Genomic DNA, 20,074 nt, shown 5'->3' with positions numbered 1-20,074 from the left:
TACCGGGAAGAAAATACATATTTTTTTCTGCTATGTGTCAGAACATTCCTAATGCCGATTATATAGGATCATCTGTACCCAGCAACATACAATGGATAATACTTGTGCATGCCTGGAGAGGTACAGCCTTACATATTTTAATATGTCCGTAAGATTATTTTTCACCGTTTGCACGGAAACGTCCATTTGCCGGGCTATTTCCTGGTGCGACAATCCATCCCGGCGGCTGAGCCAGAAAATGGCCTGCTTTTTCTCCGGCAGCTGGGCAATCACTTCGTTAATAAGCCGCTGGCTCTCCTGCGCCTGCAAAAGCTCTTCCGTTACATTCTGTAAAGGGGAAAGGTTGGCCCAAATAGCCTGCATGGCCTTTTTATCTTTGGCCAGGGCTGCCAGCAGGTCCAGGGCGCGGTTGCGCGCCATGGTATAAATATATTTACGGGGATAGCTGACAAGCGCCAGCTGCGTCCTGTTCTCCCAAAGTTTTAAGAAAATGTCCTGTACAATTTCTTCAGCATCAACAGTAGAATGCGATAACTGGTATGCAAAAATGAAGAGCCGTTGCCGGTACATCTCAAATAGCTGACGAAAGGCGGGCTCATTTCCTTCAGCTATACGCTTAAACAATTCGGTTTCATTATAGGTGCTCTGTTGCATTTCACCCGTTAGATGTTTGTTGCGACGATTTAGACTCTTATGTTGTTCCACTTTCGGTTGGACAAGCTGCTTAAAAGCACTGCTGTTCAATGGTACCGACAGATCTGTTGCTCCGATTTGCTCCTTTTGGCCGGTTGGAAAACCTGTTTTGCCTTCATAGGAACGTTCTTCATTTGCTTTATACACAAGCTATCCATTTTTCTAGGTGCTCATGACGCCCCCCTCTGGCGGTTCTCCTGTATGACAGGAAAGGTTTATCATGCTCGGTTTCAATAAAATAGGTGAAGCTTCCCTGGAAACTGCAGGAACTAAATTAATAGAAAATTTGTCTCTTTTCAGTCAAATTCCGGCGAATCATATTTTTTCATCTTTTAATTGCGTTCTGCCTTATATTGTATAAATAACAAAAGTGGTATAGTAAATATCAGATAGTATTACCAAATTGTTATACCACGTGGCTATAGCTGGTTAAACAGATAGCTGAACGTAATTTTGTGGAACCTACAACTGCTACTATGAATAAGCAACCGTTCATTGCTGCCGCCGCCTGCATGGTGGCAGTGATCTGTTTGATTGGCTGCACCAGAGAGCTACCTGTTTACGAAGCACGCCCGGAGGCGGCATCCTATTTCAAGCACGCCTCCTTTAAAACCTCTACGCCGGCGTATCCGGCCAGCATTCCGCTTAGCGGCTGGATGGAGATGGTGCCTGGTAATGTGAACCTTACACACCTTTCCCTGCCCGGCTCCCACAATGCCTGCGCGCGTTACGAGCGTTTTGGCAAAACCGCCAAATGCCAGACATTAACTATCAGCGAACAGCTGGAGGCCGGCATCCGCTTCCTGGATGTGCGCTGCCGCCACATTGATAATAAATTCTCCATTCATCACGGCATTGTGTACCAGCGGCTTGATTTTGATGCTGTGATGCACGCCTGTACGGAGTTCCTGGACCGCCACCCCGGTGAATGTATTATCATGAGCATTAAGGAAGAATACCGCTCTGTTAATAATACCCGCTCTTTTGAGGAAACATTTGACACCTATGCAAAACGGTATGCAGATAAATGGTATTTAAGCCCTACCATCCCTACCCTGCAGGAAGCCAGGGGCAAAATTGTATTGCTGCGGCGCTTTACTGCTAAAAATGAAGATAAGGGGATTGATGCTACCGGCTGGGCCCGGAACCGCACCTTTACTATCAATAACGGCCCTACGCAGCTGCGGGTGCAGGATGAGTTCCTGGTGCCACGTAACCGTATTAAATGGAGCAACAGCAATGCGCTGCTTACAGAAGCCAGCTCCGTAAATACCGAAGCCCTGTATATTAATTTCCTGAGTGGGTATAAACCGCGCGCGTTCCTACGCATTCCCAATATTAAAAAAGTATCCCTGGCTATGGGTAACAATATCATCCGCTTTTTTACGGCTAACCAGCGCGGGCGGTTTGGCATTGTGGCGATGGATTTTGCGGATGCTACCAAGGCTTCGCTTATTATTAGCACTAACTTTCAGCCGGTTACTGAAAGAGAGGCGCAGGCCATTTACGTGTTAAATAACCCTGAATAAAAGCGGCGGCTTTATTATCTTGTTATTCCTAATAAATAACACGATTATGAAGAAACCCACCCTGTACCGCCTGATGGCGGTTTTGTTCTTTACTGCAGCTGTTAACACCGGCGCTGCTGCGCAATCCAAAAAGGCCAATGCTTATTTTAAAGATTTTCCTAAAGGCAGCACACCACAGGAAGTTGGCAAACGTGTGGCGGAACATTTTGTTGAAACCCCTCACGGCAATGTCGGACATGGTCCTTCTAAATTTATTATTTACCCGGAAACCTGCGCCTGGTATGGCTCCCTAACCTTTGCCAAAGAAACAAAAGATAAGGCCCTGTTAGATAAGCTGGAACAACGTTTTATCCCGCTGTTCACTACAGAATCATCCATGGTGCCGGAAGCGGTGCATGTAGACAATACCGTGTTCGGCGCAGTACCGCTGGAATTATATATGCAAACCAAAGATCAGAAATATTTAACCCTGGGCCGGCAAATAGCCGACCAGCAATGGAGCGCACCGGAAGGCGCCCGCGCCACTCCGCAGGCAATGGAATGGTACCACCAGGGTTATACCGGGCAAACCCGTTTATGGATCGATGATATGTATATGATCACTGCAGTGCAGGCCCAGGCTTACCGCGCTACTAATGATCCGAAATACATAGAACGCGCCGCCAAAGAAATGGTGCTGTACCTGGATAGCCTGCAACGCCCCAACGGCCTTTTTTACCATGCACCGGATGTGCCTTATTTCTGGGGCCGCGGCAATGGCTGGATGGCAGCCGGTATGAGCGAGCTGTTACGCTCCCTGCCCGAAAATAATCCTGACCGCGCCCGCATTATGAAAGGATATAAGACCATGATGGCCTCTTTATTAAAATACCAGGCAGCAGATGGGATGTGGCGGCAGCTGGTGGATGATGCCAGCTCCTGGCCGGAAACTTCCTGCACCGGCATGTTCACCTTTGCTATGATCACCGGCGTAAAGAACGGCTGGCTGGATGCTGCCACTTATGGCCCGGCTGCCCGTAAAGGCTGGCTGAAGCTGATCACTTACCTGGATGAGAACAATAACATCCGCGAAGTATGTGAAGGCACCAATAAAAAGAATGATCACCAGTATTACCTGGACCGCGGCCGTGTTACCGGCGACCTGCATGGCCAGGCGCCTGTGCTGTGGTGTGCTACTGCGTTACTAAGGTAACGCCGTAGCGGTCCATGGTCCATAGTCCACAGTCCATGGCGTAGTGCGGAGGTATTAGTACTTCGTAAAGCAGCCCCGTGGTGTAGTACGATGGACTTAATCTTAATCTCTCAATAAAAAAGCAAGCATTAAAATGGCATTGAGCTTCATTTTAATGCTTGCTTTTACTTTTAGTATGCTAATTAATCTAAACTAATTCAACATAAGGACATCATCCCCCAACCGCAGACCGTGGACCGTGGACCATGGTCCGTGGTCCGTGTAGGCGGCCCTGCGGGCCGCCTACAACAGCTTTCCGGGCTTGTTGCCAAAGGTTGCCTTCATTTTCTGCAGCTGCGGAATAATATATTCTGTAGCGCGTTGATAATCGGTACGCAGGTCATTCGTGAGCTTATCATCCGGTAAAGATTCATAATAGGCGATCTGCTGCTCACAATCTTTGATGATCTTTTTTGAGATCGCTTCCGCCTTTTCCGGGTTACCGGCCAGGTAATAAGCATAGGCTACCTGCATGGAGCTCATGTTGTGCGAATTTCCCTGCGAGGTCATACCATAGGCATAATTATCTTCGCGTATGTTACGGTCCATGGTATCCAGCACATGCAGCGCTTTTGTTTTATCACCTTTGGCTGCCAGGTCAATAGCCAGGCGTGTATAGGTGGAGCGCAGCTGCTGCAGCATGCTACGGTTGGGCTCATCAAAGTAAACGCCTTTTTTATCCGCGCTGCAGAATGCAAATTTTTTCAGGTTATCATACATTCTTCCTGAGTTTACCGGCACACCATCTACCGCAGCGGCGGCAGCATCGTCCGCAAGTGGTGTTAAAGGCACCAGGCGGTAGGTCATGCCCTCACTTTCCAGGTAGTTCTCCAAACCGGTGCCACGCGGAATAAACGGGTTGGCAAAATAAATGGGCCGTTCCCAGTTATTGGTGGCAATAATGTCCAGCATGGCCAGGTCGTTCTTATATAACGCATTCTTGTTAATGCGGAAGGTTACCTGCGGGGCTACCCGTGCACTGTCTGCCGCAGATACAGTACCATTCGCCAGCACCTGCGCTTTATTCACCGGCAGGAATAACTGCTGGGAGGGCAGGTAGTTCATGGATTCACCACTGCTGGTCATAAGCTGCGCGCGCTGATCATCGCTACCCATAAAGGCCATCACCTCTTTCAGGTTGTAGAATTTATCCTGCGGAAAAATACCGGCATCATGGTACAGTATGTAATTATGCTTATCTCCTTTATATTGATCGGCCCCCCAACTCATAGCTACCGGCTTGCCGGCTTTATTGGTGCGCCGGGTCTGCTGCTCAATGTACCAGTCGGCGCTCAGCAGGCTGGTATGGATCACGCGCACATCCGGGCGGATGCCTTCAACCTCCTGTGCATACCACAAGGGGTACGTTTCATTATCGCCTGCTACAAACAAAATAGCATTGGGTGCGCAGGACTCCAGGTAATCTTTGGCAATATCACGGGCCAGCACTTTCTGGGAACGGTCATGATCATCCCACTCCTGGGAAGCCATCAAGGCAGGCACGGCCAGCAGGCAGGTAAGCAGCGCTACCGGCGCCGCATATACGAATTTTAGCCTGGCCCGCTGTTGTAACCAGGTATGCACAGCCAATACCCCCAGCCCTATCCAGATGGCAAAAGCATAGAAAGAGCCCACAAAGGCATAATCCCTTTCCCTGGGCTGGTTACCGGGCTGATTGATATAGAGCACAATAGCCAGGCCGGTGAAGAAGAATAAAAGCCCCACCACCAGGCTGTCTTTCCGCCGCTGTTTGTAATGGTACAACAAGCCAAATATGCCTAAGATCAGCGGCAGGAAGAATAAAGTGTTATGCGCTTTATTTTCTTTCAGACTATCCGGCAGCTTGCTCTGATCGCCATACAGCAGGTTGTCTATGAAGGATACGCCGGATACCCAGTTACTATCCCGCACATTGCCGGAACCCTGTATATCATTTTGCCGGCCTACAAAATTCCACATGAAATAACGCAGGTACATAAAGTTCACCTGGTATCCCATAAAGAAGCGGATGTTATCCTTAAACGTAGGCTGCTCGCCCTGCGCCAGTCCCAGCCACTGCCGGTAAGCATCCACATGCCCCTGGTCGTTCTGGGTGTCCCAGATGCGGGGAAAGAGCATCATATCTTTACTGTCATACACGGCCTCATAACGCTTGCCGGTAACTTCATATTTACTGGCGCCTTTGCTGTAAGTATTACCGGTTTCTTTGTAGTCCTGTGGTTTGGCGGTGAACACCTGTCCGTACACCAGCGGAAAATCACCGTAATTCTCCCGGCCCAGGTAACCCTTCAATGCCACAGGATTATCTACATTATACATATCAATACCCGGGTTGGCATTGGAACGGATGAGCGTTGTAATGTAAGTGGAGTAACCAATGAATAAAAAGATAGTGCATAATAACCCCAGCCGCACAAAGTAATGTCCCTTGCGTTTTGCCCAGCGCATACCCAGCACCAGCGCCACTATCATCACTACTACAAAGAACAGGGAGCCGCTGTTAAACGGCATGCCCAATGAATTTACAAACCATACATCCATTGCGCCGGCAGCTTTAGCCGGGTATTGGATAAAACCTATTTGTACAACCCCTGTAATGGCACAGCCCAGCATTAATGCCAGCAGCGTGCCCCTGAGCGTAGGTTTGTGACGGCGGAAATAATATACCATTACCATGGCCGGAATGGTCAGTAAGTTTAAGAGATGCACGCCAATGGATAATCCTATAATGTAGGCGATCAGTATCAGCCAGCGGTCTGCATAGGACCTGTCTGCCTCCTGCTCCCATTTGAGAATGGCCCAGAAAGCCATCGCCGTAAACAGGGATGACATGGCATATACTTCACCTTCCACGGCAGAGAACCAGAAGGAATCAGAAAAGGTATAGGCCAGCGCACCTACTGCACCGGCGCCCATGATCAACAATGTTTGCTCCCCGCTGATGGTGGTATTGTCCTTTACCATTAGCTTACGCGCAAAATGCGTAATGGTCCAGAAAAGAAAGAGGATGGTAAAACCACTTGCCAGGGCGCTCATTACATTCACCCCTACCGCAGCCTGCGCGGGCGACAGCCACATGCTGAACAGGCGGCCCAGCAGCACAAACAGCGGGGCGCCCGGCGGGTGAGGGATCTGTAGTTTGTAAGAGGCGGCTATAAATTCCCCGCAGTCCCAGAGACTGCCGGTAGCTTCCATAGTAAGCAGGTACACGGTACACGCTATCACACACACGATCCAACCGGTAATGTTGTTGATCTTGTTGAAGTTCATGTTTGATGGTTTTAATTGAGCAAGGGCAGGGTTATGCTCTATTAAAATAAAACATCATTTCTTAAGAGTATGTTAAAGTGGAGCAGGGAAAAGTTATTTCTTTTTGTATTTATTAAGTGGGCTGCGTTTATGATGGTAAATGGAAGTAATGATTACCATCTTATCTGCTTCATTAATAAAATATACGATACTATAGGGATATTTCTTTAATGCTACTTCCCGGAACTGACGGTAAGTTTTACGGTAACGGTCTGGCTCCGTGCGGAGTAGATCCAGTTTTTCTTTTATTGCAATAACGAGGTTTTCTGCAGCTTGTTCACTCCTTTCTGCATACCAGTCAATAGCAAGTTCATATTCCTCTATAGCAACTTTCTGGTAAGCAATGGTGTAGCTCATTTACGCTTACCAGCTTTTAATACTTTCTGTATCCGTTTATCTGCTGTGGCTTCACTTATCAGGACTTCACCTCCTTTATAATTTTCATACCGGCGATCCAGCTCTTTTTTAAATTCATCGCTATACGCTATCACCTCCTGCTCTTCTGCAAAAGTTTTAGCAATGGTAAGAATAGCCTTTTTCTGCCGTGCATTCAGTTGTTCCAGATAGCTGTTTATTTGTTTATTTAATGAAGGCTCCCCCATATCATTTTCGTTTGTACAAATTTAAAGTAATATTCAATACTAAACTGCTTAGCGTCTGCAGACACTAACTACTTAATAAACAGCCCATTAATATACTGCAGGGTGCCTTTCTTCCTTTACAGGCTTCAATGCGGCCTCATCCCGCCTCCTCAACACCCTATCTCTCAATCTTAAAAACGGTTTTTCAACCACCCATCTCAACACCAGGGCTGCCAGCACTACCATCCCGGTACAGATCACAAACATGCCCATCCCATTGGGAGCTAAAAATTTGCCTAACCACAATTGAGTGAGGTGTACCACTCCTTTATGGCTTAAGTAAATGGAGTACGATAAAGTAGCAATTAAACCGGTGCCCCGCGCCGGCAGCTTATATAAAATGCAGGACGGGCTTAACGCCGCTATCACCATTACCCCAAACGCAATGGAGATCAGTGGAAAGCCGATCACGGTGGTATTCCAGGTGAACATCTCTTTATTACATAAAAAATAAGCGCCGGTGATCAACGCCAGGCCCAGTAACAGCATGGCATTCCCGTGCCGGGTAAGCTTTTCTTTCAGCGCCGGGCGGTACTGAAATATGGCAGCTATGGCAATGCCGGTCAATAATCCATCGAGGCGGTTATAGGTAGGATAATAGATCCATTTAAACCAGGCCAGGCCAAAACCATCCTGCCCGTCTAAAGGCGCTACCAAATGCGCCCAGCCCCAGGCACGGATGAAAAAACCGGCAACAAAAAATGTTAGTAATCCGAAGGCAATTACCCGCGGTACATTGAACCGGGAAACGAACAACAGGATCAATGGCAGGAACAAATAAAACTGTTCCTCAATACACAACGACCATGCATGGCTGAAAGCCCTTGACGTACCCAGGTACAGGCCAAAGTTCTGCGTAAAGGTGAGGAATTTCCAGAGCGGTGGTAAGCCTTCAAACTCCTTAAAAGCAGGTACGGCAAAATATAAGGTAAGCACTGCCAGGTAAGCCGGCAGAATGCGGAAAAACCGTTTGATGTAAAACTCCTTCAGCGAAATACCTTTGCCCTGCTGCAAACTTTTGAAAAGCTGCGCGGAGATCAGGTAACCACTCAGCACAAAGAACAGGTCCACGCCCGTCCAGCCGAAGCTGCCCGCTTCATTCACCCAGTCAGGGTGGCCAAACATCCGGTAATGACAAAGGAATACCAGCGCAATGGCAAGCGCCCGTAAATGATCCAGTCCGGCCAGCTTTTTTACAGGCGGTTCCGTTACTCCGTTGGAAAATTGCATAATGGTTATACTATAGCAGGTGAAGGCTTTAAAGATAATAATTATTTTTTCCGTCTGCCTTCCAATATGCGGTAAAAAGAGCGGCTCCTGATCTCATCCAGCGTAAGGCCGGTGGCCAGGGCTTCAGACTCCCCGATGGCGCCGCAGTTCATGGCTTTTAAGAAGAAGTTAAGCAGTCCCTGCCCGGTAGCGGCATCATCAAAAATATCTTTGGTAAGGGTAGAGATGGCGGCCCGTTCCACAAAAGTTTTTAAACGGAACACCGCATCTTCATAGCTGCTTAAAAAGAAGTTATAGGTAGCGGCATAACGCATGGGCAGCTGGGCAGGATTCAGATCCCAGCCCTGGTAAAAACCATTAATGAGGGAGTGCATGGTATGATGGAAACCGGTGCGCCAGGCGTTGTGCACTGCAGCGCGGTTCTCTGCCTGTTGTTCAAAAGTAAGGTCCTCACCGCGGTGCGGTCCAATGGGCATTACATTGGTAGCCCCGTCTGACAGGAAAATGCCGGTACCTCCCAGCGCTACCTTGGTCATATGATGTGCAAAATCACATACCGGGTGCGCCATGGTCTGGTACCTGGCTGTAATACCGCAGGATGCCGTATAATCATACGTACCAAAATGTGCGGCAATACAGCGGCCTTCGCTGGCTTTAATAATGCGCATTAAAGGATTACGGCCTTCCTCATCCATAATGATCTGCGTAGCCTCAACCATGGTTTCCATTTTCAGGGAACCGGCCGGCAGGTGATGCGCTTTTTCCAGTATTTCAAATAAACGTACCAGTGTAATTACCTGTTCCGGGATAGTAACCTTGGGCAGCATCACCACAAAGTTGGCCGGCAGCCCCCCCTTGGTAGCTTCCAGCAAAGTAGTGAGGAACAGATCCAGCGTGCGCACGCCGCGGTGTTTAAGATCTTCTGTGAAGGGTTTAATGCGGATACCGATAAAAGGCGATACTGTTTTTTGCGCCATTCCCTTGGCCAGCTCCTGCGCAGCTGTAATGGCAGTAGCATCTTCCTCCGCATCCGGCCGGTTGCCAAAGCCATCTTCAAAGTCTATACGAAAATCCTCTACCGGTTCTGTGCGCAGTTTATGGATGATCTTGTTATACACGGTATAGGCCAGCCAGGCAGATTCCTGCCGGCGTTCCGCCTCCGGTAAATGATCCAGTTTATGCGTAAGCGTAGTAATATCTTCCAGCGATTGAGGTAAATGCTGATGACCGGCCAGCTCCAGCACATTGGCCAGCACGACAAAGTTGGGGGCATAGGTTTGCAGGTTCTTTAAAGCCACCTCTCCCATTTTCACACAGGTATCTGCCTTAAACAGATTAGCGCCGCCGTACACCGTATGTACCGGCTGGCGGTCCGTTTTATCACCGGGATAGGTTTGCTGGAATCTTTTATTGGCTTCGCCCAGTGTGTTGAGCAACCGGGCCTGGTCGTTTTCGTTAATGGACAGCATCATGGTGAATTACGAATTATCAATCACGAATTACGAATTATGTACTGCGGTTGGATTGTTACCTAAATAACTGCTCATATGAATGGAGTATTACAAATTACCAGTCACCTTCAATACGAACTACTCAATTCGTAATTCGTAATTGAATAATTCGTAATTAAAAATCACGATCCCCGGTAGGTACTATACCCATACGGGCTTACCAGCAGCGGCACATGATAATGTTCGCCTTTATTGAGATAGAATACAATTTCCACATAAGGATAAAACGTATTGATGCCTACACTTTCATAATATTCCTCCGTAGCAAATTTCAGCTTGTAAATGCCTTCTGTTAATACGGCATCTTCGCCCAGCATGTCCGGCAGGCGGCCATCATCATCCGTAGCACCGCCGCCAATGGCTTCCCAGTCGTTATTATTCTGGTATTGGTATAAAAAAACAGTCATATCCACCACCGGCTTTCCCTGGCTGGTATCTAATACATGGGTAGTTATTTGCGTCATACGGCTAATAATTTTTGTAAACGGATCCTGGTGATCTTACCCTGTTCTGCCATGGCAATTTTTATTTCTGTTTCCGGCGTATTGGATAGCCGTTCCTCTAACAGTTGTAGCATTTCAGCGGCAGATTTCCCGGTAGCGCAAACTATGAATATATATCCAAACTTTTGCAAATAGGCGCGGTTGCCTTCTGCCAGGAGCAGCAAAGTGACGTTGGCAGCATGTTGTACAGCCGCCTGCTCGTTGGCCGCCCATTGGGCAGTACCGGCAAACTTCTTTTGCAGATCTTCCAGATCACCTATCATCGGGTGATGAGAGAACGCTTCTTTCCAGTCGCCTGTAGTACAGCTTTCCCAAACCTCTGCTGCGGCCTGGTACAATGCAGCCTCATCCTGGAATGGGAAACGCCTGCTCATCCGCTCTACCCAGGTGGCGGAGCCGCAACATTGAAAAAGGGTTTCTTTCAGAGCGGCCGGCGCTAGTTTATTAAGTGCTTCAATGGTCATGGTGTAAAGGGAAAACGATTTACATTCTTATAGTAAATATACACGGCAGGTTCCTTACCCATGGCGGTAAACCACTGCTGACAGTACGGCGCCATCCAGATAGAGTCGCCTTTTTTAATGGGGTACCATTCCTGGTCCAGCATGTACACGCCCTGCCCCTGCAGGTACAGCAGGCCGTGTTCCATAATATGCGTTTCCACAAAAGGCAGGTGCCCGCCGCTATCGTAGGTAAATATATTCACCGCCATATCAAAGGCCGGGTGATCGGGCAGCAACACCTGCAAACGCAGGGCAGGATCGCCCAGGTAGGTGGGGCCCTCGATCTGCGCAGCATCACCAAAGATCACCGGTGGCGGCGCATAGCCTTCCAGCTTTTCGTACACTTTATGAAAACAGAGTATTTGTGTACCCGGCACCATATTTTCCAGCTGATAGGTTTTACCAATGGGCACATACAGAAAACGGCCTGTGCTCAGCAAATTCTTTTTACCGTCCGCGGTAGCGTGGCAGCCGCCGTTGATCACGTAAAAGAATACCTGCGAGGTGTGCGTGGCGCCGGTAATGCGCCCGCCTTCCCTGGCAGTAATGAGGGTTTGGGTGAGCTGCGCTCCCATAGCCTCACTGATGATCACATTCACGGTGCAGTTTGTCCAGCCGGGAACGTTACTGTTCACATATCCGTCCGGACTAATAACTGCATGGCTGCCTTTTACCACGGAACGGGTTAATGCTGATATTTCCATACCTGATCATATTGATGAATAACATGCTGTATAAAATTGTCTGCTACCTCCACGGCAGCAATAAGATCCTTTAGTGCAACATCTTCCAGCGGGTGATGGCTTATGCCTTTAAAGCAACGCACAAATAACATGCTTACCGGCGCTACTGCTGCAATGGCTACGGCATCGTGCCCGGCCCCGCTCACTAATGCCAGCGGCTTATAGCCGGCATCCGCAATAGCAGCTGTGAGCAATGCATTTAAACCAGTGTCGCATAATACCGGCGCGGTTTCCTGCACGAGCATCCATTCAAAGAGTATGTTACGCTGCTTACAGATAGCTGCTGCTGTTTGCTGCAGTGCTTCATATGTAGCTGCTAACATACTTTCATCGGGGCTCCTGAGGTCCAGCGTACAGGTAACAAGGCCTGGAATTACGTTGCTGGCGGCATTTTCCACCTGCAGCTTACCTACGGTAGCCACTATCTTATCTTTATGTAATAAGGCTGTTCTTTCAACTGCCTGCACAAATTCTGCTGCACAACACAGGGCATCCTGCCGCATATCCATCGGTACCGTACCTGCATGGCCGGCCATTCCCCTAAAGGTAACGGCTATTCTTTTTTGCCCGGCAATGGCCTGTACCACTGCTACCGGTATATCTTTTTCATATAACACAGGGCCCTGCTCAATATGTATTTCAAAATAACCTAACCAATCCTGCGCCGGTATAGCGTCATCCGGCAAACCGGCAGTGTGGCTGCCATTGGCATGTATCACATCCTGTATAGTAACACCGGCGGCATCCGTATGCGCCAGCAAAGCCGGTTCAAAGGTGCCGGCCAGCACTTTGCTGCCCAGGTAAGTGGTATGAAAACGGCAGCCTTCCTCATCACAAAAAGCTACCAGTTCAATATCAAAAGGAAGCGCAGTACGGTTGCGGACCAATGTTTTCAGCAGATCCAGGCCCATAACCACGCCAAGCGGCCCATCAAATTTACCGGCATTTATTACCGTATCCATATGCGAGGCGATCACAAAGGTTTTGGCGCCGGTTAGCCCGCAGGACAGGCGTCCCCTGACATTTCCAATGTTATCCATACCTACTGTTAGCCCGGCAACCTGCATCCAGCTCATGATGGTTAATGCGCCCTGCCGCCAGGCAGCGGTACCATAGGTACGCGTAATACAGCCATCCATTTCACTGATCCGGGCCAGCGCCTGTATGCAATCCATAATATCTTCCGCTCGCTGTTTGTACGTTTGCATGACTTATCTTAATATGATGTTGCCGGTATGCGGCGCCGTTAAACGGCCCCTGTCACATACCAGCCGGCCCCCCAAATAAGTTTGCTCCACTACCCCATACAGGGTTTCATTGATATATGGTGTAACCTTATGTTTATGATGCAATATACTTTCTGTTACCTTAAACGTGGCTTCGGGGTCCCATATTACAAAGTCGGCACTATACCCTTTAGCGATCATGCCTTTTTGCAAACCTGCCAGCCGGGCCGGTGCAGCCCCTAACCATTGGGCCATGGCTGTTACCGGGATATTTCTTTTGCGGGCAGCGGTCCACAGCACGGGTAAGGCCAGCTGTAAAGAGGCTATGCCGCCCCAGGCTTTGCTGAAGTTACCACTTTCCAGCTGTTTAAGGGCAGGCATAGCAGGCGAATGATCTGTAGCCACAAAATCAATAATACCCTGCTGCAAGGCTTCCCATAACTGTTCATTATTGGCTTTATCACGAACGGGCGGCGCGCATTTAAACTGCGTTTGCCCGTCAGCGATAGTTTCCGCATTAAAGTATAAATAGTGCTGCGCGGTTTCAACGGTAATGGGCAATCCCTTTTCTTTGGCCTGCCGCAACGGCGCTATGGACGATGCGGCCGACAGGTGCACAATATGCACGCGGCAGCGGTACTTTTCACACAGCTGTATCATTAAGGCAATGGCAGCATCTTCCCAATGCGTGGGCCGGGAGGCCAGGTATTGTTGGTATGAATGAGGATCCGTTACAGGGGAGGCTGCATCATCACTTAATTCGCAATGCACCAGTAAAGGCAAATTACTTTCAGCAATAAGGGGCATTACCTTTTCCAGGTCAGCGGCCGTAACGTTGGGAAAATCGTCAATCCCGGAATGCGTGAGGAATGCTTTAAAACCCAGTACACCTTTGTCAATTAAACCGGGGATCTCCTTTTCATTACCCGGCACTACCCCGCCCCAGAAGCCGCAATTGTTATGCAGCTGTTTTCCGGCAGCCACCAATTTTTGTTCAAAGGCTTTTACCGTGGTAGTAACCGGCGATGCATTCAGCGGCATATCTACCAGGGTAGTAATACCGCCTGCAATGGCAGCGTGGGTAGCGGTTTCAAACCCTTCCCATTCCGTACGGCCAGGTTCATTAATATGTACATGCGGGTCAATAACCCCGGGCATCAGCAGCCGGTTGCCTATATCTGTAATGCTATCAGGGGAAATATTATCCGGCAGGGCAGGCACCACATCCACTATCCGGCCATGGCTCACTAATACCACCGCGCGTTGCAGCCCATCGCGCGTAAGGATATTGTTGCCGCTTATAGCCAGATCAAACATACACGGGAGCCGGTTTTACTAAAAGTAGAATTAATTTTTTAAATTAGGATACGCTAAAGTTAAGTAAAACAAGCTCTATGAAAATCAAACTGGGTGAGAACGCCTATGGCAAAAATGCGGTGGAATTGTCAAAGATCATCCGGCATGCCGACCACCATGAATTTCGCCAGGTATCTGTGAATACGCTGCTGGAAGGTGATTTTGAAACCGCTTATACCCAGGGCGATAATACCCGCATACTGCCTACCGACACACAGAAGAATACCGTATACGCTTTAGCCAAAGATCATTTTACCGGCAGCATTGAAGATTTTGCGCTGTACCTGGCTAATCACTTTACCACTAATAATCCGCGGGTACATAAGGTGCAGGTGGAAATACAGGAACATAGCTGGACCCGCATGCAGTTTAACGGAGAGTTACACCCGCACGCCTATACCGGCGGCGGAGCGGAAAAACATACGGCCCTTATTTTGCAGGAAGGCAATGCCCTTAGCGTTACTGCCGGCATCTCCGACCTGCTGATCCTGAAAACCACCGATTCTGCTTTTGAGCATTATATCCAGGATGCCTTTACCACCCTTAAACCAGCCAGCGACCGCATACTGGCCACGCAATGCACCGCTACCTGGCGCTATACCAAACCGGCAGGTGATTTCAGCGCATTGTACAGCAACATCCGCCATACGCTGTTACACACCTTTGCGCACCACAAAAGCCTTTCGGTACAACAAACCCTGTATGATATGGGAAAAGCAGTGCTGGAAGCCTATGACGCCGTGCAGGAAATTAGCCTGGTAATGCCCAACAAGCATCATATTCCCTTTAACCTGGAACCCTTTGGCATGAAAAACCAGAACGAGGTATTTGTAGCTACCGATGCGCCGTATGGTTATATTAGCGGTACCCTGGTGCGGGAGTAAATTTTAATCTTCTTTGTTCTTGTTCTTAACCTGAATGATTTCCGCGGCAATGCTCACGGCAATCTCCTCCGGCGTATGGCTGTTAATAGGCAGGCCTACCGGGGCATACAGGTTATACAGCTGTTCCGGCTTAAAGCCTTCAGCGATGTACACTTCAAACATTTTTTCTATTTTGCTTTTACTGCCCAATATGCCAAAGTAGCGGAATTTTTTATTGAGCAAGGCGCGGATGGCAATATCATCCGTACGGTAACCAAAGGTCATGACCACTACGTAATGGTGATGGCCGGCAGGTATTTTCTCTGCCAGCTGGCTGTAATCGGTTAACGTATTTTTTTCATCGGCATAATCATTTTGCAGGATAGTATGCAGCTCCGGCCGGTCGTCATACACATGAATGTAAAAGTTCATTGTGCTCATAAGCCGGGAAAGGGCCAACGCACAATGGCCGCCACCGATAATGAACAGGTGCGAGCGGTAACCGGTATTCTCCTGGTACACCCAGCTATTTTCACCGGTCATCTCAAAGTAAGGCTCATCCTGCGGCATAAAGCTTTCCCGGAAATGCAGGCCTTCCGGCGATAGCTGTAACCCGACCTGCCGATGCTGCTGCAGGCAGGTAATGATCTGCTGTATAGCAGGTGCTTCCTCCTGTTTTACCCGGTATAATAAAATAGTTTGCTCACCGGAGCAGATCATGCCGCTTTGATCTTTCACCGCATTTTTATTGTGCACTTGTTTGCGGATGGTGGTTTCATCTTCGTGCTGCCGTAACCGTTCCCTGGCCATTTCCACAAACTTGTGCTCCATAATGCCCCCACCAATAGAGCCTTCCATGGCGCCATTGGCCGCTACTGCCATAAAAAAGCCAGGGCGGCCCGGGCTGCTGCCATGGCTTTGCAGCACGTACAACAGCATTACAGGTACCTGCTGCTGTAAACAATTATTTATCAACTGCCAGGTGGCTAACTGTATTTTCATGCGCTACAATAGTTCCGTTGGCTGGTTTTGAATACAAAGCCAGTAATACTTTTTCCGGTGTCATGGGTGTGGTAAAGGGAATATCGGCGGCGGGGTTAAAGGCCAGCATGGCATTGCGTAATGCAAACCATGCCCCAATGCCATACATCAAAGGCGGCTCCCCTACTGCCTTTGAGCGAAAAATGGCCAGGTTGTCCTGCTGGGTATCCAGAAATTCTATCAGGATCTCTTTCGGCGCTGCATAAATATCCGGCACTTTGTAGGTGGAAAGTGCGTTGGAGCGCAGGCGCCCTTCTGCATCATAGATCACTTCCTCCATGGTCATCCAGCCAATGCCCTGTACAATGCCGCCTTCTATCTGGCCCTGGTCTATAGCGGGGTTCATGCTGGCGCCAAAGTCGTGCACCACTTTTACGGTATCTATGGTGTAGGTGCCACGCAGGCAATCGACCGTTACTTCCAGTATGGCCGTGCCATACACATGGTAGGCAAAGGGATGGCCCTTTTCCTTAGCACCATCAAAGTGTATTTCAGGCGTGGCGTAGTGCGCATGTTCAGAAAGGCTTACCCGTTTTGCGTAAGCGGCCATCAGCAGCTTCTTCCAGTCCCAGTCTGTTGGTGCTCCGTGTACGTATACCCGTTCCTGTTGGAAGGTGATAGCATTAACGTTTACATTCAACTCAGCGGCTGCTACCTCCTTTAAACGGCCGGCAATAGCGGTGCAGGCCATCCAGGTGGCTTTGCCATTCAGGTCGGCCGTGGCGCTGGCTGCGGAGGGCGATGTGTTGGCAATGCGGAAAGTGCTGGTAGGCTGTATACGTACCTTATCCGCAGGCAGCCCGAATACGGCTGCTGCTACCTGTACTATTTTTGTGTTCACCCCCTGCCCCATTTCTATGGCGCCGGTGCTTACGCTCACACTGCCATCCGTATACACATGCACCAATGCGCGGGCCTGGTTCATGAGTGTTTTGGTAAAGGAAATACCAAAACATACCGGCATCATGGCCATGCCTTTTTTATACAGCTTATTGGCGGTATTAAATGTAAAGATGTTGTGCCGGATGGCGGCTGTATCATACCATTCCTCCGCCTTGTTCCAGCAGGCATGCGCCTCGCTTTGCGCCTTTTGCCCGTAAGGAAATTCATCGCCGGTATGCAGCAGGTTCTGTCGCTGGATCTTAGCGGCAGGCACATCCAGCACAGCAGCAGCTTTGGCGATAGCCGCTTCAATTACAAACATGCCCTGTGGACCGCCAAATCCCCTGAAAGCCGTATTAGGCGGTAAATGCGTGCGGCAGCTATAAGCTGTGGCCTTTACATTGGGAATAAAATAGGAATTAGTGCAATGGAACAAAGTGCGCTCCATTACGGCAGGCGACAGGTCGGCCGCTGCGCCGGCATTCTGATAAAAAGTAACCTCGTATGCTACAATTTTCAGCTCATGGTCCAGCCCTATTTTGAAATCGGAGGAGTAGGGATGCCGCTTACCCGTCATGGCCATATCATCCATACGGTGCAGTGAATATTTTACCGGCTTTTTTAAGTGATGGGCTGCCAGGGCACATAATGCGGCCCAGGTATTAGCCTGGTCTTCTTTGCCACCAAACCCGCCACCCAGGCGGGTTATCTCCACATCCAGCATATGCATGGGCAGGCCCACAGATCTTGATACGGCCCGTTGCACAGCAGTAGGCCCCTGGGTAGAGGAATATATTTTCAGCACATCATTTTCCTGCGGAATTACATACGCGCCCTGTGTTTCTATATACAAATGCTCCTGCCCGTTGGTATCGGCCCGGCCTTCTATTACATGCGTGCACTGCTGCCAGGCAGCGCTCACATCGCCCAATGTAAAAGTGCGGGGCGGTACTATGAGCTCGCCCCTGGCCTGCGCCTCCCGCGGGTCGGTGATCACCGGCAGGGGTGTAATGGCAGTTTTTATTTTTTTAACCGCAGCACGGGCCGCCTCATTACTGGTGGCTACTACAAAGGCCAGCGGCATACCGCAAAAATGGGTTTGCCCTTCGGCAAACAGCGGCTCGTCGGGAATAATACCTCCTATCTGGTTTTCGCCGGTAATATCTGCATAGGTAAAGATCCTTACTACCCCGGGCATTTGTGCCGCTTCCGTTACATCCAGCTGCTCAATATTGCCATGCGCTACGGGGGAGCCATATGCCGCGCCAAACAATGTACCATTCACCAGTGGAATATCATCCAGGTAAACTGATCCTCCTTTTACATGTGTGCCGGCATCTATATTCTTCATCTGCTAAAGATTTAAAAGGTCTGCCACGGATAGTTGCGGGAACAGGCTTATGAAATGCGCTTTGATCAGCTGGCTCAGTAACAATCGTTTATACGCTTCCGTACCCCGTGCATCGCTGATCGGAGTAATTTCTGTTTGGGCAATGTTCAGCGCCTCCTGCAGCAGCGCGACGCTTAGCCATCGTCCCTGTAAAAAAGCAGCGGTACGTTCCAGCCGCATCGGCACCGGACCTACGCCACCGACAGCCAGGTGCACCTCCGCCATTACCTCCTGCTCCATACGAATGTGCAGCGCGGTGTTTACACTGGCAATATCCAGGTGGGTACGTTTGCTTACTTTTTCAAAGCGGAACAGGTGCTGCGCAGTTTCCGGCCACTCAAACCAGAGCTGCGTAATATATTCTTCCGGTGTTTTGTTCAGCTGTTTATAACCTTTGTACAATTGGCGCAACGGCAGCTCACGGGTATGTTCCCCATCGCTCAATACCAATGTTGCATCCAGCGCAAGGAAGAAAATGGTGAAATCCCCGATGGGGGAAGCATTAATAAAGTTACCGCCAATGGTGGCCATGTTACGTATAGGCGTAGAGGATACCAGCTTTATACACTCATCCAGCTGCGGAAAACAATCCTGCATAACAGGCGATTCCTGCAGGTCCGTAACCGTTACGGCGGGCCCTAATATCACGCGGCTGCCCTGCCGGGTAATGCCGTTCAGGGGCGGCTGATCAAACAAAAAGCGAATGGCCTTCTGTTTCATCTCCTCCGGCTTTTGCACATATACATCCGTGCCGCCGCCTACGTAGTGTGCGCGCACATCTTCAGCCGGCGTCATTTCCCCGTTCAGGGATTGCTGCAAGGTTTGCAGGCGTTCTTTAATATTGGAAAAATAAGCGGGTAGTATCTGTTGTTCCGCTGCAAATACAGCGGGCGCCACTTCACCCCGGTCCTGCACCAGCTGCGCTACCCTGGCTGCGGCCCGCTCTATGGATTTATACCCTGTGCAGCGGCAAATGTTGCCATCAATAGCCGTAATGGCCTGCTGCGTGGTGGGCGCAGCTTCACTTAAACAAAAACCTGCCAGCGACATTACAAAACCCGGCGTGCAAAACCCACACTGGGTGGCTGATTCATCGTACATAGCCTGCTGAATTGGGTTTAGTTCCTGCATATTAATCCCTTCAATAGTTACTACATGTTTGCCATGTACATTACCCAGGGGTGTAAGGCAGGAGGTAAAAGAGCGGTATTGCAGGCGGTTATTGACAAGGCTGCCTATCAGCACCGTACAGGCGCCGCAATCACCCTCGTTACAGCCAATTTTAGTGCCGGTCAAATGTTGATGGTAGCGGATAAAATCCAGCAGCAACATCCCCGGGGGCATATCGGTGTGTAAAAGGTTGTTATTGAGGAAGAAAGTTGTCAAAATACTGGGTTGCTGGTCTATTTAAATTTACCACAAA

The 20,074-nt window shown here is 49.4% G+C and carries 17 protein-coding genes; 3 read left to right on the top strand and 14 right to left on the bottom strand.

The window, feature by feature from the left end:
* Positions 1–48: 48 nt before the first annotated feature.
* Positions 49–654 (bottom strand): RNA polymerase sigma factor, encoded by a 606-nt coding sequence (locus BMZ54_RS23565; protein ID WP_089918065.1) that lies wholly within the window; start codon positions 652–654, stop codon positions 49–51.
* A gap of 515 nt (positions 655–1,169) precedes the next feature.
* On the opposite strand from BMZ54_RS23565, the gene BMZ54_RS23560 reads away from it, so the two are divergent.
* Both BMZ54_RS23560 and BMZ54_RS23555 read left to right on the top strand, forming a co-directional pair.
* Positions 1,170–2,222, top strand: coding sequence for a phosphatidylinositol-specific phospholipase C (locus tag BMZ54_RS23560; protein ID WP_089918063.1), 1,053 nt, complete (start codon positions 1,170–1,172; stop codon positions 2,220–2,222).
* Positions 2,223–2,268: 46 nt separating this feature from the next.
* Positions 2,269–3,414, top strand: a complete 1,146-nt coding sequence (locus BMZ54_RS23555) for a glycoside hydrolase family 88/105 protein (RefSeq protein WP_089918061.1) — start codon at positions 2,269–2,271, stop codon at positions 3,412–3,414.
* 282 nt (positions 3,415–3,696) lie between these two features.
* Here the strand turns inward: BMZ54_RS23555 and BMZ54_RS23550 are convergent, their stop codons facing one another.
* The 10 genes from BMZ54_RS23550 to allB all read right to left on the bottom strand — a co-directional run bounded on the left by BMZ54_RS23550 (position 3,697) and on the right by allB (position 14,436).
* Positions 3,697–6,723 carry a glycosyltransferase family 117 protein gene (locus tag BMZ54_RS23550; protein ID WP_089918060.1) on the bottom strand — a complete coding sequence of 1,009 codons (3,027 nt, stop codon included), beginning with the start codon at positions 6,721–6,723 and terminating at the stop codon, positions 3,697–3,699.
* Positions 6,724–6,816: 93 nt separating this feature from the next.
* On the bottom strand, positions 6,817–7,119 hold the full coding sequence (locus BMZ54_RS23545; RefSeq protein ID WP_089918058.1) for a type II toxin-antitoxin system RelE/ParE family toxin: 303 nt from the start codon (positions 7,117–7,119) through the stop codon (positions 6,817–6,819).
* Complete coding sequence (locus tag BMZ54_RS23540; protein WP_089918057.1) at positions 7,116–7,364, bottom strand: hypothetical protein; 249 nt, start codon at positions 7,362–7,364, stop codon at positions 7,116–7,118. Before BMZ54_RS23540 ends, BMZ54_RS23545 begins: the two co-directional genes overlap by 4 nt.
* A gap of 87 nt (positions 7,365–7,451) precedes the next feature.
* On the bottom strand, positions 7,452–8,633 hold the full coding sequence (locus BMZ54_RS23535) for an acyltransferase family protein (protein WP_089918055.1): 1,182 nt from the start codon (positions 8,631–8,633) through the stop codon (positions 7,452–7,454).
* Positions 8,634–8,674: 41 nt separating this feature from the next.
* Entirely contained in the window at positions 8,675–10,105 is a 1,431-nt protein-coding gene (locus BMZ54_RS23530; RefSeq protein ID WP_089918054.1) for a DUF6986 family protein, read from the bottom strand.
* 161 nt (positions 10,106–10,266) lie between these two features.
* The gene (gene uraH / locus BMZ54_RS23525) at positions 10,267–10,608 is read right to left on the bottom strand and encodes a hydroxyisourate hydrolase (protein WP_089918052.1); all 342 of its coding nucleotides are present in this window, start codon (positions 10,606–10,608) and stop codon (positions 10,267–10,269) included.
* Positions 10,605–11,111: a 2-oxo-4-hydroxy-4-carboxy-5-ureidoimidazoline decarboxylase gene (gene uraD / locus BMZ54_RS23520; RefSeq protein ID WP_089918050.1), complete on the bottom strand. Its 507-nt coding sequence runs from the start codon at positions 11,109–11,111 to the stop codon at positions 10,605–10,607. The genes uraH and uraD overlap by 4 nt, the downstream gene beginning before the upstream one ends.
* Positions 11,108–11,854, bottom strand: a complete 747-nt coding sequence (allE, locus tag BMZ54_RS23515) for a (S)-ureidoglycine aminohydrolase (protein ID WP_089918048.1) — start codon at positions 11,852–11,854, stop codon at positions 11,108–11,110. The genes uraD and allE overlap by 4 nt, the downstream gene beginning before the upstream one ends.
* Positions 11,836–13,101 carry a M20 family metallo-hydrolase gene (locus BMZ54_RS23510; RefSeq protein ID WP_089918045.1) on the bottom strand — a complete coding sequence of 422 codons (1,266 nt, stop codon included), beginning with the start codon at positions 13,099–13,101 and terminating at the stop codon, positions 11,836–11,838. Before BMZ54_RS23510 ends, allE begins: the two co-directional genes overlap by 19 nt.
* A gap of 3 nt (positions 13,102–13,104) precedes the next feature.
* Positions 13,105–14,436: an allantoinase AllB gene (gene allB / locus BMZ54_RS23505; RefSeq protein WP_089918042.1), complete on the bottom strand. Its 1,332-nt coding sequence runs from the start codon at positions 14,434–14,436 to the stop codon at positions 13,105–13,107.
* A gap of 77 nt (positions 14,437–14,513) precedes the next feature.
* On the opposite strand from allB, the gene pucL reads away from it, so the two are divergent.
* Complete coding sequence (pucL, locus tag BMZ54_RS23500; RefSeq protein ID WP_089918039.1) at positions 14,514–15,359, top strand: factor-independent urate hydroxylase; 846 nt, start codon at positions 14,514–14,516, stop codon at positions 15,357–15,359.
* 3 nt (positions 15,360–15,362) lie between these two features.
* On the opposite strand, the gene BMZ54_RS23495 is transcribed toward pucL, so the two are convergent.
* The 3 genes from BMZ54_RS23495 to BMZ54_RS23485 are packed head-to-tail and all read right to left on the bottom strand — an operon-like array spanning position 15,363 to position 20,037.
* A complete protein-coding gene (locus tag BMZ54_RS23495; protein ID WP_089918036.1) occupies positions 15,363–16,340 on the bottom strand; it encodes an XdhC family protein in 978 nt (325 codons plus the stop codon).
* Complete coding sequence (locus tag BMZ54_RS23490) at positions 16,303–18,612, bottom strand: xanthine dehydrogenase molybdopterin binding subunit (protein ID WP_089918034.1); 2,310 nt, start codon at positions 18,610–18,612, stop codon at positions 16,303–16,305. Before BMZ54_RS23490 ends, BMZ54_RS23495 begins: the two co-directional genes overlap by 38 nt.
* Positions 18,613–18,615: 3 nt before the next feature.
* Positions 18,616–20,037: an FAD binding domain-containing protein gene (locus BMZ54_RS23485; protein ID WP_238386665.1), complete on the bottom strand. Its 1,422-nt coding sequence runs from the start codon at positions 20,035–20,037 to the stop codon at positions 18,616–18,618.
* Between the last annotated feature and the right edge of the window lie 37 nt (positions 20,038–20,074).

The sequence above is a fragment of the Chitinophaga rupis genome (assembly GCF_900109685.1).
GTDB classification, from domain to species: domain Bacteria; phylum Bacteroidota; class Bacteroidia; order Chitinophagales; family Chitinophagaceae; genus Chitinophaga; species Chitinophaga rupis.
The sequence above is the reverse complement of the archived record's forward strand: the minus strand, read 5'-3'. Positions and strand labels throughout refer to the sequence as shown.